At 60.1% G+C, this 12,325-nt stretch carries 10 protein-coding genes; 5 read left to right on the forward strand and 5 right to left on the reverse strand.

The genetic code is table 11. From position 1 onward, the window contains the following. Window positions 1-146: 146 nt before the first annotated feature. Both ppk1 and hemB read right to left on the reverse strand, forming a co-directional pair. Window positions 147-2,369 carry a polyphosphate kinase 1 gene (gene ppk1 / locus FFH90_RS29535; RefSeq protein WP_018927564.1) on the reverse strand — a complete coding sequence of 741 codons (2,223 nt, stop codon included), beginning with the start codon at window positions 2,367-2,369 and terminating at the stop codon, window positions 147-149. Between the two features lie 18 nt (window positions 2,370-2,387). Then, window positions 2,388-3,401, reverse strand: a complete 1,014-nt coding sequence (gene hemB, locus FFH90_RS29540) for a porphobilinogen synthase (protein WP_138866486.1) — start codon at window positions 3,399-3,401, stop codon at window positions 2,388-2,390. A 208-nt stretch (window positions 3,402-3,609) separates the two neighbouring features. Here hemB and FFH90_RS29545 point away from each other — a divergent pair, with 208 nt between their 5' ends. Beyond that, window positions 3,610-4,242, forward strand: a complete 633-nt coding sequence (locus tag FFH90_RS29545; protein WP_064621046.1) for a DedA family protein — start codon at window positions 3,610-3,612, stop codon at window positions 4,240-4,242. Here FFH90_RS29545 and FFH90_RS29550 read toward each other — a convergent pair. Beyond that, the gene (locus FFH90_RS29550) at window positions 4,223-5,458 is read right to left on the reverse strand and encodes a sterol desaturase family protein (RefSeq protein ID WP_111453026.1); all 1,236 of its coding nucleotides are present in this window, start codon (window positions 5,456-5,458) and stop codon (window positions 4,223-4,225) included. The two genes, FFH90_RS29545 and FFH90_RS29550, sit on opposite strands and share 20 nt — an antisense overlap. A 114-nt stretch (window positions 5,459-5,572) precedes the next feature. Here FFH90_RS29550 and elbB point away from each other — a divergent pair, with 114 nt between their 5' ends. Further along, on the forward strand, window positions 5,573-6,241 hold the full coding sequence (gene elbB, locus FFH90_RS29555) for an isoprenoid biosynthesis glyoxalase ElbB (RefSeq protein ID WP_018927560.1): 669 nt from the start codon (window positions 5,573-5,575) through the stop codon (window positions 6,239-6,241). Window positions 6,242-6,290: 49 nt separating this feature from the next. On the opposite strand, the gene FFH90_RS29560 is transcribed toward elbB, so the two are convergent. Both FFH90_RS29560 and FFH90_RS29565 read right to left on the reverse strand, forming a co-directional pair. Beyond that, window positions 6,291-6,746: a YaiI/YqxD family protein gene (locus FFH90_RS29560; RefSeq protein WP_064621049.1), complete on the reverse strand. Its 456-nt coding sequence runs from the start codon at window positions 6,744-6,746 to the stop codon at window positions 6,291-6,293. Between the two features lie 106 nt (window positions 6,747-6,852). After that, window positions 6,853-8,751, reverse strand: coding sequence for an FTR1 family protein (locus FFH90_RS29565; RefSeq protein WP_086944363.1), 1,899 nt, complete (start codon window positions 8,749-8,751; stop codon window positions 6,853-6,855). A 153-nt stretch (window positions 8,752-8,904) separates the two neighbouring features. Here FFH90_RS29565 and FFH90_RS29570 point away from each other — a divergent pair, with 153 nt between their 5' ends. The 3 genes from FFH90_RS29570 to FFH90_RS29580 all read left to right on the forward strand — a co-directional run bounded on the left by FFH90_RS29570 (window position 8,905) and on the right by FFH90_RS29580 (window position 12,291). Beyond that, entirely contained in the window at window positions 8,905-10,302 is a 1,398-nt protein-coding gene (locus FFH90_RS29570) for a COG3014 family protein (protein WP_064621051.1), read from the forward strand. Window positions 10,303-10,509: 207 nt separating this feature from the next. After that, window positions 10,510-11,904, forward strand: a complete 1,395-nt coding sequence (locus tag FFH90_RS29575; protein WP_064621052.1) for a COG3014 family protein — start codon at window positions 10,510-10,512, stop codon at window positions 11,902-11,904. Between the two features lie 15 nt (window positions 11,905-11,919). Further along, a complete protein-coding gene (locus FFH90_RS29580) occupies window positions 11,920-12,291 on the forward strand; it encodes a YcfL family protein (protein ID WP_018927555.1) in 372 nt (123 codons plus the stop codon). The last annotated feature ends 34 nt before the right edge of the window (window positions 12,292-12,325 follow it).

Raw genomic sequence — 12,325 nt, forward strand, 5'->3', positions numbered from 1 at the left:
GAGCCGGCTTGCTGGCGAAGGCGTCCTTGAAATGGATGCATGACTTGAAAGCCATTCGCTGGCAAGCCAGCTCCTACAAGGGACGGTGGTGGAAATGAAAATGGCGATCCACATGGATCGCCATTTTTTATCGCTCAAGGTTTGCGTTAACGCACCGCCAGAATCGGGCTGCCCAATCGCTCCAGCAAGGTGGCCTGGGCGCTGCGCGGGTTCTGGTTGCCGGTCGGTGTATTACGGACGTAGCGACCGTCCGACTGCAGGCTCCAGCTGTGGGTGTTGTCGGTCAGATAAAGCTCCAGCTCTTTCTTGACCCGCAAAATCAGCTTCTTGCCCTCGACCGGGAAGCAAGTCTCGACGCGCTTGTCGAGGTTGCGTTCCATCCAGTCGGCACTGGACAGGAACATCTGCTCTTCACCGCCATTGAGGAAGTAGAAGACCCGGGTGTGCTCCAGGAAACGACCGATGATCGAACGTACGTGGATGTTGTGCGATACCCCGGCGATGCCCGGTCGCAGGCAGCACATGCCGCGCACCACCAGATCGATGCGTACCCCGGACTGGCTGGCCTTGTACAACGCGCGGATGACCTTTGGATCGGTCAGCGAGTTGAACTTGGCGATGATGTGCGCCGGTTTGCCGTCGAGGGCGAATTGCGTCTCCCGGGCAATCATGTCGAGCATGCCCTTCTTCAACGTGAACGGCGCGTGCAGCAGTTTTTTCATGCGCAGGGTTTTACCCATGCCGATCAACTGGCTGAATAGTTTGCCGACGTCTTCGCACAAGGCATCGTCGGAGGTCAGCAGGCTGTAGTCGGTGTACAGACGGGCGTTGGCCGCGTGGTAGTTGCCGGTACCCAAGTGAGCGTAGCGAACAATCTCGCCGGCTTCGCGACGCAGAATCAGCATCATCTTGGCGTGGGTCTTGAAGCCGACCACGCCGTAAATCACCACGGCGCCGGCCGCCTGCAGACGGCTGGCCAGCTGCAGGTTGGATTCTTCATCGAACCGCGCGCGCAATTCGATCACCGCCGTCACTTCCTTGCCGTTACGCGCCGCATCCACCAGCGCATCGACGATCTCCGAGTTGGCGCCGCTGCGATACAACGTCTGGCGAACCGCCAACACGTGTGGATCCTTGGCCGCCTGACGCAGCAAGTCGACCACCGGGGTGAAGGACTCGAACGGGTGCAGAAGCAAGATGTCCTGCTTGCTGATCACGCTGAAAATGTTCTCGCTGTTCTGCAGCAGTTTCGGGATCTGCGGGGTGAACGGCGTGTATTGCAGCTCCGGATGACTGTCCAGGCCGGTGATGCTGAACAGCCGGGTCAGGTTGACCGGACCATTGACCTGATACAGCTCGGTCTCCTGCAGGTTGAACTGCTTGAGCAGGTAATCGGACAGGTGTTTCGGGCAGGTGTCGGCCACTTCCAGCCGCACCGCATCACCATAGCGACGGGAGAACAACTCGCCGCGCAGGGCGCGGGCCAGGTCTTCCACGTCTTCGGTATCGACCGCGAGGTCGGCGTTCCGGGTCAGGCGGAACTGGTAGCAGCCCTTGACCTTCATGCCCTGGAACAGGTCGTCGGCGTGCGCGTGGATCATCGACGACAGGAATACATAGTTGTCACCCGGGCCGCCGACTTCTTCCGGCACCTTGATGATCCGCGGCAGCAGACGCGGCGCCGGGATGATCGCCAGGCCGGAATCGCGACCGAAGGCGTCGATGCCTTCGAGCTCGACGATGAAGTTCAGACTCTTGTTCACCAGCAACGGGAACGGGTGCGTCGGGTCGAGGCCGATCGGGGTGATGATCGGCGCGATCTCGTCGCGGAAATAACGGCGGACCCAAGTCTTGAGCTTGGTAGTCCAATAACGACGACGGATGAAGCGGACCTGATGTTTTTCCAGTTCCGGCAACAGAATGTCGTTGAGAATCGCGTATTGGCGGTCGACGTGACCGTGCACCAATTCGCTGATGCGAGCCAGGGCCTGATGCGGTTGCAGGCCATCGGCGCCAGCCTGTTCACGGGCGAAGGTGATCTGCTTCTTCAGGCCGGCCACACGAATCTCGAAGAACTCGTCCAGGTTGCTGGAGAAGATCAGCAGAAACTTCAGCCGCTCCAGCAATGGGTAGGACTCATCCAGCGCCTGTTCCAGCACGCGGATGTTGAACTGCAGTTGCGAGAGCTCGCGATGGATGTACAGGCTGCTGTCATCCAGACCGGGAATGGCAATCGCTGGCGCCGCCACAACGGGCTCGGCCACCACCGCAGGTGGAGCGGGCTCCAGCTCCGGCGGAGTTTCAGCGATTTGCTCCACCACAGGTTGAGCGTCTTTTACGGCAACTTCAGTGAGTCCTTCGGTATTCATCGAATGTTCCTGGGAGGGCTATTTTTGCTCTCGTAACAATTGAGCAGCACGGACGGCAAAGTAAGTCAGGATGCCATCTGCGCCTGCACGTTTAAAAGCGGTCAGGGATTCGAGGATAACCCCTTCGCTCAACCAGCCATTCTGGATCGCCGCCATGTGCATGGCGTATTCGCCGCTGACCTGATACACAAAGGTCGGCACTTTGAACGCTTCCTTGACCCGATAAAGAATATCCAGATACGGCATGCCTGGCTTGACCATGACCATGTCTGCGCCTTCTGACAAGTCGGCCGCCACTTCGTGCAGGGCTTCGTCGCTGTTGGCCGGGTCCATCTGATAGGAGGCCTTGTTGGCCTTGCCCAGGTTCAACGCCGAACCCACCGCATCGCGGAACGGGCCGTAGTAGGCACTGGCGTACTTGGCCGAGTAGGCCATGATCCGCACATTGACGTGACCCGCCAGCTCCAGCGCCTCGCGGATCGCCTGTATGCGCCCGTCCATCATGTCTGACGGAGCCACCACTTGAGCGCCGGCTTCGGCGTGGGACAAAGCCTGTTTAACCAGTGCGTCGACGGTGATGTCGTTCTGCACGTAGCCTTCTTCGTCGAGGATGCCGTCTTGCCCATGAGTGGTGAACGGGTCCAGGGCGACGTCGGTGATCACACCCAGCTCCGGGAACTGCGCACGCAGAGCGCGGGTAGCGCGCTGGGCGATGCCGTTGGGGTTCCAGGCTTCGGCGGCATCCAGTGACTTGAGTTCCGGTGGTGTCACCGGGAACAGTGCCAGCGCCGGAATGCCCAGCTCGACCCATTTGGCAGCCTCTTCCAGCAACAGATCGATGGTCAGGCGTTCGACGCCCGGCATCGACGCCACTGCTTCGCGACGGCTTTCACCGTCCAGCACGAATACCGGCAGGATCAGGTCATCGACGGTCAGTACGTTTTCACGGACCAGACGACGCGAAAAATCATCACGACGGTTGCGACGCAGGCGGGTTGCAGGAAACAAACGGTTGGCGGGGGTAAAGCTCACGGCAGACTCCTGAGCCCGCGCTGGCGGGCGAGCGTGACAGTTATAAGCGGCCATTATGACCAACGTATGACAGTTGTGTGCACCCCTGTGACAGGTAGCCGCATTCCATTGTCCTTGTAGGAAATGTTCACGTCGAGACACATTTGGACACTTTCATGAATGTGCACGAAGGGTTAGGCTGCGCGTTCATTTCGCCAGCACCCAGACAATGCTCCAACAATTCCTACATGACTTCGGCTACTTTGCCCTGTTCCTCGGCACGTTTTTCGAAGGCGAAACCATTCTGGTACTCGCAGGCTTCCTCGCGTTCCGTGGGTACATGGACATCAACCTGGTGGTGGTCGTGGCGTTCTTCGGCAGTTATGCCGGCGATCAGCTGTGGTACTTCCTGGGGCGCAAGCACGGGCGCAAATTGCTGGCGCGCAAACCGCGCTGGCAATTGATGGGCGATCGGGCACTGGAACATATCCGCAAGCACCCGGACATCTGGGTGCTGAGCTTCCGTTTTGTCTATGGTTTGCGCACCGTGATGCCGGTGGCAATCGGTCTGTCGGGCTATCCGCCGGGACGCTATCTGCTGCTCAACGGGATTGGCGCGGCCATCTGGGCTGCGGCGCTGGCAGCGGCTGCGTATCACTTCGGCGCGGTGCTCGAAGGTATGCTGGGCAGTGTCAAGAAGTACGAGCTGTGGGTGCTGGGCGCCCTGCTGGTCCTGGGCTTTGTCCTGTGGCTGCGGCGACGCTTCAAGAATGCCCGCTTGGCGAAAAAGATCTACGCCGATGAGCAGGCACTGAAAGCCGAACAGGCCAAGTCCAACGAACCTACGACGCCCATCGAGTGACGCGGTTTCTACAACAGTAGAGACCGATGCCGCTGAGCAGGCTGTAACTGAGCAGCACCACCCAGCCCACCGCGCTGCCCGGCCATAGCCCGACCATCGGTGCCAGCCACACCAGCGGCAGGTTCGACACCAGCCGCAACAGCTCCAGCTTCAACGCCTGCGGGCGATTCTCCAGGGCTGCACCCAACACGAACAACCCCAACGCCACGGCGCCCCAACCCAACACCAGGGCTGCGGTCGGCAGGCTCTGCTCCAAATTCATCAAGTAACTGCCCAAGGCGATGTAGACGCAGAACTGCAGCGCCACATACCACTGCTGACGTCCGTCCAGCGGCACCTCGAATTTGCGGAACTGAGCCAGGTCCGGCTTGTTCATCGGGTATTTGGCCGCCACGTCCGCCGGCCGCCAACCGGTGCGCATGAACCAGATCCGCAGCTTGTCCCACCAGCGCTCGGCGCGCCGGGCGTCATCCCACAACTGCGCGTAAAACTGCACGTTCGCCCACAACGGATTCCAGCTCGCCAGCGGCGTGGTCACGCCGAATATCACCGGTTCGTTATCGTCCTCTTCCTGGAACGAGCCGAACAGACGGTCCCAAATAATGAACACCCCGCCGTAGTTGCGATCCATGTAGAGAGCGTTCTGTGCATGGTGAGCCCGATGATTGGACGGCGTGACGAAGGACCACTCGAACCAGCCAAGCTTGGGAATATGCCGGGTATGCACCCAAAACTGGTACAACAGGTTCAACGCCGCAACGCTGACGAACACCAGCAGCGGCACGCCGAGCACGGCCAGGGGCAGGTAGAAGATCCAGCTCAACAGAAACCCGGTGCTGGTCTGGCGCAGGGCCGTGGAGAGGTTGTAGTCCTCGCTCTGGTGATGCACCGAATGCGCGGCCCAGAGGATGTTGCGCTCATGGCCCATCCGGTGCAGCCAGTAGTAGCAGAAGTCGTAGAAGACGAATGCAAACACCCAGACCCAGACACTGTCGGCCGACAGCTCGATCAAGGCCAGATGTTCCAGGGCGAAGGCATAAGTGACCAGGCCGACACCTTTGGTCAACAGGCCCGTGGTAGTCGACAATACGCCGGTGCTGAGGCTGTTGATCGCGTCTGCCACGCGGTAATTGCTCACCCCGCGCCAACGGTCGGCCAACAACTCGACCGCAATCAGCCCAAAGAAAAACGGCACCGCATACAGAATGAAGTTCATGACGCGACCTGATCGGAATCGTTCAGCAGAGATTAGGTGTAGCCGCGAATTAACCCTATGGCAACGAGTGACAAATTAGTGGACATTTAACGCCATGAATCTGGAGAAAAGCCCATGAGCAAAAAAATTGCAGTGATCCTTTCCGGCTGTGGCGTGTACGACGGCGCCGAGATCCACGAAAGCGTGATCACCCTGCTGCGGCTGGACCAGCGCGGCGCCCAGGTGCAGTGCTTTGCACCCAACATCGCGCAGTTGCATGTGGTCAACCACCTGACTGGCGAAGAAATGCCCGAATCGCGCAACGTGCTGGTGGAATCGGCGCGTATCGCCCGGGGCAACATCAAGGATATCCGTGAAGCGGACGTCGAAGACTTCGATGCGCTGATCGTTCCCGGCGGTTTCGGGGCGGCCAAGAACCTGTCGAACTTTGCCGTCGAAGGCGCCGGCTGCAGCGTTCAACCTGACGTCCTGGCGTTGACCGAAGCGTTCGCCGAGGCTGGCAAACCGGTGGGGCTGATCTGCATCTCGCCGGCCCTGGCGGCAAAAATCTACGGCCCGGGCGTGACCTGCACCATCGGCAACGATGCCGATACCGCCGCCGCGATGAACAAGATGGGCGCCACCCACGCCGAGTGCGCCGTGACCGACATTGTCGAAGACAAGGCGCGCAAGCTGGTGAGCACGCCGGCGTACATGCTCGCGCAATCGATCAGCGAAGCCGCTTCCGGCATCAACAAATTGGTCGACCGCGTACTGGAACTGACCCACGAAAACGACGAGTAACACTCGTGATTGTTCCCACTCCGCGTGGGAACGATCATTACCGTCTTGCTCAAGCTTTACGCGACAACCGGGTCAATATCCGGTCCAGCGCATTGGCGAACGCCTGTTTCTCGCGCTCGCCGAACGGCGCCGGGCCGCCGCTCATCTGCCCCTGCTCGCGCAAGTCGGTGAAGAGGTTACGCACCGCGAGTCGATCGCCCATGTTCTGCGCATCGAACTCCTTACCCCGCGGATCCAGCGCCGCAACGCCGTTCTTCACCAGCCGATCCGCCAGCGGCACATCGCTGCAAATCACCAACTCCCCCGGCACCGCGTGTTCCACCAGGTAATCGTCGGCGGCATCCGGGCCGCTGGGCACCACGATCAGTTTCACCAGCGCAAGGCCCGGCTTGATCTGCGGCTGACCGGCCACCAGTACCACTTCGAACTGGCGCTTGAGGGCGAACTTCACCACTAGATCCTTGGCTGCCCGAGGGCAGGCGTCAGCATCGATCCATACGCGCATTGGATTTCCTCTATTGAAAAGCATCGCGGGCAAGCCCGCTCCCATAAGGTTAGCGCTGAACCTGTGGGAGCGGGCTTGCCCGCGAATATGAGCGCAGCGAATGCTTTTAAGACGCCGGCAACTGCCGCTTCTCGGCCATCCGGCTGCGACTGTACAGCACGATGATCGCGATGATCGCCACAGCCTGGGCACTCAGCGAATACGCATCAGCGTGGATCCCCAACCAGTCGAAGTCAAAGAACGGTACCGGCCGCGTGCCGAAGACCCCGGCTTCCTGCAACGCCTTCACGCCATGGCCGGCAAACACCACCGACAACGCGCACAGCAATCCGGCATTGATGCCGAAGAACAGTGCCAGCGGCAGCTTTGCCGAGCCGCGCAGAATCACCCAGGCCAGACCGACCAGCATAACCAGCGCCGTCGCGCCGCCAGCCATTACGGCGTTATGCCCCGCAGGCCCCGCCTGCAACCACAAGGTTTCGTAAAACAGGATCACTTCGAACAGTTCGCGATACACCGAGAAGAACGCCAGGATCGCAAACCCGAAACGCCCACCGCCGCTCACCAGGCTGCTCTTGATGTAATCCTGCCAGGCCGCTGCGTGGCGACGGTCGTGCATCCACACGCCGAGCCAGAGCACCATGACACTGGCAAACAGCGCAGTGGCCCCCTCCAGCAGCTCACGCTGGGCCCCGCTGACGTCAATCACATACGCCGCCACCGCCCAGGTCGCCAGCCCGGCCAACAGCGCCAGGCCCCAACCGATGTTGACGCTGCGCACCGCCGATTGCTGGCCGGTATTGCGCAGGAACGCGAGGACCGCCGCGAGCACCAGAATGGCTTCCAGACCTTCTCGCAACAGAATCAACAGACCGGAAATGTAGCTCAGCGACCAGCTCAAGCCATCGCTACCGAGCAGGCCAGCGGATTCTTTCAGCTTGGCCTTGGCCACTTCCAGACGTTGCTCGACCTGGGCCACCGGCAAGCCGTCCTGCAACGACTGACGGTAAGCCATCAGGGACTTTTCAGTGTCTTTGCGTACGTTGGCGTCGACGTTGTCCAGAGAGCTTTCAACCAGTTCGAAGCCTTCCAGGTACGCCGCCACCGACAGGTCGTAGGCCTGATCGTGCTCGCCGGCGCGATAGGCGGCGATACTCTTGTCCAGCGTGGCCGCCGTGTATTCAAGCAATTGCCCCGGGCCACGCTTGACCTGTGGCGGTTGCGCTCGTTGCGCGCGGAAGGTCGCGGCCGCTTGTGGACCTTCGACGGCCTGCACTTCGGCTGGCGTCTGACGCGCCAGGTCGGCGATGTTGTAGGTTTTTTCGGATTTTGCCGCGGCCGGATCGGCGCTGAAGCCGGCGATGTAGGTCGCCAGGTCCCAACGCTGACGATCATCCAGCTGATCGGCGAAGGCCGGCATGTCAGTACCTTCGACGCCCATACCCAGCGTGTTGTAAAGCGCGTAGAGGCTCAGACGGTCCAGTCGCGCGGCATCGCGCAGATTGGTCGGCGGTGGCGTCATGCCGACACCTGCCGGGCCGTCACCGATGCCCGTATCGCCATGGCACACCGAGCATTGCTGGGCATACAGCGGCGCGCCGCGGGTCGGGTCCGGGGTAATGACCGGAGCCTGGCTGACTTCATAGGTCACCGCCAGTTTTGCCCCCAGTTGCCGCGCCTGACGGGTGACGTCCGCGCCGTCCTTGCGAGCGGCGATCGCGGTGCGCAGACCGTTGACGCCCTGCTCCAGTTCGGCACGCTGGGGTTTGGCCGGCAAATCGGCGATCAACCCTTGCAGCTCCCCCAGGAATGTCTGCTGTTCGAGATACTCAGCCTCATCAATAACCTTGCCTCCCTCGACCGCCGTCGGGTAATCGGCGGCAATGTAATCGAGCAAATGCAGGGCCTTGGGCGCACCCTCCGCGGTTTCGGCCAGCGCATTGAAGCTGCAGAACGCGATCATCGGCAGCACGAGCCACGCCAGAAAACGAGAGAAGCCAGTCATGAATAAATCTCAAATGGAAATACGAAGTAACACATTGTTCACTTCCAATGAGTTTCGCTCAAGCTTTGTTGGTATTTCCTGCATAACGGCGTGTACATTGGGCGGCAAACTGCTATCTCCTCGCGGTATCCGATCAGGGAAGAATCATCGTCCATGCGCTCCTGCCTGTTGTTCTCTTTGCTGCTGAGTTTCGCCCTACAACTGAGTGGCTGTGCCGCGTACCGAAATTATGATCAGGAGATGCAACAGACCAATGACCAACTATTGGTGGGCAACCTCCAGGGTGCGTTGGACCTAGTGGAGCTGCACAATCCCTGGGAAGACAAGGATCTGCTCTATTACTTCGAGAAAGGCGCCATCCTTAGTGTCGCCAATGCGCTGCCGGAGAGCCAGAAAGCCTGGCGCAGCGCTGACCAGATGGTATTCCAGCGCGAAGAAGCGGTGCCCTCCGGGGCCATGAAACTGCTCACACGGTTTGGCAATGAAATGGGCACCATGCTGGTCAACGACAAACTGCGTCGCTACGAAGGTTACGATTACGAAAAAGTCATGCTGACCACGCAAATGGCCCTCAACCAATTGGCTGCGAATGACTTCGACGGCGCCCGCGCCGACATCAAGAAAACCCACGAACGCGAAGCACTGATTGCCCGCCAGCGCGAGCGGCAATACGAAGAGCTCGAAGAGCAGGCCAAGGCCCAGGGCATTTCGGTGCGTTACAAGGATCTGCAAGGCTACCCGGTGACCACCCTCGATGCGCCAGCCGTCATCGAATTGAAAAACGGCTATCAGAGTGCCTTCAGTCATTACCTGGCTGGCTTCACCTATGAAGCCCTCGGCGAACGCGATCTCGCCGCGCCGGGCTATCGCCAGGCAATTGAATTGCGCCCGAACCTGCCGTTTCTCGAGCAGGCGTTGCGCAATCTCGACAAACCGCCGGCAAAAGCCGATGAAAGTGATGTGTTAATCATTGTCCAAAGCGGCCTGGCACCGGCACGCAGCTCGGTGCGCGTGCCGATTCCGGTACGGCTCAACGAAAACCTGGTGATCGTTGCCCCGATTTCTTTCCCGGTGATGATCCCGGACACCATCACGCCAGCATTCGACCACATCATCGTCGATGGTCGAAAACGGCCGCTGACCGCACTCAACAGCGTCACCGACATGGCCTTGCGCACCTTGCGTGATGACATGCCCGCCATCATCTCGCGGGCCATGTTCCGCGCCAACATGGCGGCTATCGGCCAGGCTGAGGAAAACCAACGCAACCCGGCCAAAGCATCGCTGGTGGTCACGCGCGAAGACCCATTCGAGGAGGCCGACACCCGCACATGGCGTACCTTGCCGGACAAAACCCTGGTCGCGCGTCTGCGGCTGAAAAAAGGTGAACACCTGTTCAGCGCGCCGAACGCGCCCGGCACCCCGCCGGTAACCCTGCGCATCGACCGCGACTTTCAAGTCATCAACCTGCGCACAATAAACACCGTGGCATTCGTCGTCGGAAAGACTTATGTGCAAACCTCGCCAGCGCCGGTATCAGGCCAGAAATAAGTAATGGCACGTTGTGAAAACATACAATTAAAAAGCCATTACATAGCCAGCATCCCTGTTTATAATGCCGCGCCGTCGTTATCGCGATACGGCATTTAAGCTCCTCTTTTTATGAGGAATTGGCAGGGCGCCAGTCTCCCTGCCGATGGGTCCCAACAGCCCGACCAGCACGCGCGGCTGCTTATACTCAGGGAAGAAGTACCCCCTATGGCCTCTCGCGCCCTTACCTCGATCGCGCTCAGCGCTGTCACCTTGCTCTCCGGCTGTTCGGCTTTTCGCAACTACGATTCCGAACTGGCACAAACCAACCAGCAACTGGCTGCCGGCAACGTCGACGGCGCCTTGACCTTGTTGGAAAAGAACAACACCGGCGCCGACAAAGACCTGCTCTATTACTTCGAGAAGGGTGAACTGCTGCGCGCCAAGGGCGACTTGTCCGGCAGCCAGAATGCCTGGAGCAGCGCCGATCAGGTGGTGGGCAAGTGGGAAGACTCGGTCAAGCTCGACACCGAAAAGTACCTGGCTCAGTTCGGCAGCTTCCTGGTCAATGACAAAGTCCGTCGCTACGAAGGCTACGACTACGAGAAAGTCATGCTGACCACGCAGATGGCCCTCAACCTGCTGGCGGTGAACGACTTCGACGGCGCGCGCACCGCGATCAAGAAAACTCACGAACGTGAAGCGGTGATCGCCGACCTGCGCGACAAGGAATACCTCAAGAGCGAAGAGCAGGCCGAGAAGGAAGGCGTCAAAACCCAGTACAAGGATCTCCAGGGTTATCCGGTGGCCAGCCTCGACGCGCCAGAAGTGGTCAGCCTGAAAAACAGCTACCAGAGTGCGTTCAGCCATTACCTGGCCGGTTTCGTCTATGAAGCCCTGGGCGAGAAAGACCTGGCTGCACCGGGCTATCGCAAGGCCGCCGAATTGCGCCCGAACACCCCGCTGCTGGAACAGGCGCTGGTGAATCTCGACAAACCCGCCAAGGACGAGGACAGCGACATCCTGATCGTCGTGCAAAGCGGCCTGGCGCCGTCCCGCGACTCGATCCGCATTCCGTTGCCATTGCCGATCAGCAACCAGGTGGTGATCACACCGCTGTCGTTCCCGGTCATCAAGCCGGACACCTCGACCGCTCCCTTCGCCCAGATCGGCGTAGACGGTCAGCAGGTGAACCTGACGCAACTCAACAGCACCACCGCCATGTCCCGCCGCGCGCTGCGTGATGACATGCCGGGCATCATCCTGCGCACCACCGTCCGTGCCGTGACCAAAGGCGTGGCTCAGAAGAAGATCAACGAATCCAACCCACTGGCGGGTCTTGCGGTCGGGATCTCTTCAGCGGTGCTCGAAGGTGCCGATACCCGTACATGGCGTACCCTGCCAGACACCACTCAAGTCGTGCGTCTACGCTTGAAGAAAGGCGAGCACCAAGTCACCCTGCCGAGCGCCGTGGGCGGTTCGGTGGTCAAGATCACTGTGGATCAGCGCTATCAGGTCATCAGCCTGCGCGCCGTGGGCAATCAGGTATTCGCCAGCGGCCAGGCCGCTCATGTGATCCCGAGCGCCAACCCGACCACCGTGGCCAGCCTCAAACAACCTTAAGAACGGAGTCTTTGCATGCGCTTCAAACTCATCACTGTCGTCGCCCTGGCCTTGCTGGCCGGCTGCGCCACCCCGCCACCACCGGAGCCAGGCAGCGCTGCCAGCAAGGTCGTGGCCATGGGCAAGCTCAAGAACATCGTGGTCGGCGCCATGCGCGTGGCGCGGGAAAACGGCTTTATGACGGTCAACGCACAGCTGAGCAACACCAGCTACAACAACAAGACCTTCTACTACCGCTTTGCCTGGCTCGGCCCTGAAGGCTTCCCGGTTGCCGAAGAGGAAACCTGGAAAAGCCAGATGATGTACGGCGAGCAGACCAGTTTCATCCAGGCCATTGCGCCAACCGCCAAAGCCGTGGATTTCCGTCTCGAAATCAAAACGCCTTAAGCCCGACACCTATTCGTTCAGTTCTAGAGAGCAT

The organism is Pseudomonas sp. ATCC 43928, assembly GCF_005938665.2.
Classification (GTDB): domain Bacteria; phylum Pseudomonadota; class Gammaproteobacteria; order Pseudomonadales; family Pseudomonadaceae; genus Aquipseudomonas.

Bases quoted from the DNA above. Each gene is read 5' to 3' on its own strand.
- ppk1 (WP_018927564.1), bottom strand. From the start codon at position 2,369: ATGAATACCGAAGGACTCACTGAAGTTGCCGTAAAAGACGCTCAACCT.
- FFH90_RS29550 (WP_111453026.1), bottom strand. From the start codon at position 5,458: ATGAACTTCATTCTGTATGCGGTGCCGTTTTTCTTTGGGCTGATTGCG.
- FFH90_RS29580 (WP_018927555.1), top strand. From the start codon at position 11,920: ATGCGCTTCAAACTCATCACTGTCGTCGCCCTGGCCTTGCTGGCCGGC.
- FFH90_RS29565 (WP_086944363.1), bottom strand. From the start codon at position 8,751: ATGACTGGCTTCTCTCGTTTTCTGGCGTGGCTCGTGCTGCCGATGATC.
- FFH90_RS29560 (WP_064621049.1), bottom strand. From the start codon at position 6,746: ATGCGCGTATGGATCGATGCTGACGCCTGCCCTCGGGCAGCCAAGGAT.
- elbB (WP_018927560.1), top strand. From the start codon at position 5,573: ATGAGCAAAAAAATTGCAGTGATCCTTTCCGGCTGTGGCGTGTACGAC.
- FFH90_RS29545 (WP_064621046.1), top strand. From the start codon at position 3,610: ATGCTCCAACAATTCCTACATGACTTCGGCTACTTTGCCCTGTTCCTC.
- FFH90_RS29570 (WP_064621051.1), top strand. From the start codon at position 8,905: ATGCGCTCCTGCCTGTTGTTCTCTTTGCTGCTGAGTTTCGCCCTACAA.
- FFH90_RS29575 (WP_064621052.1), top strand. From the start codon at position 10,510: ATGGCCTCTCGCGCCCTTACCTCGATCGCGCTCAGCGCTGTCACCTTG.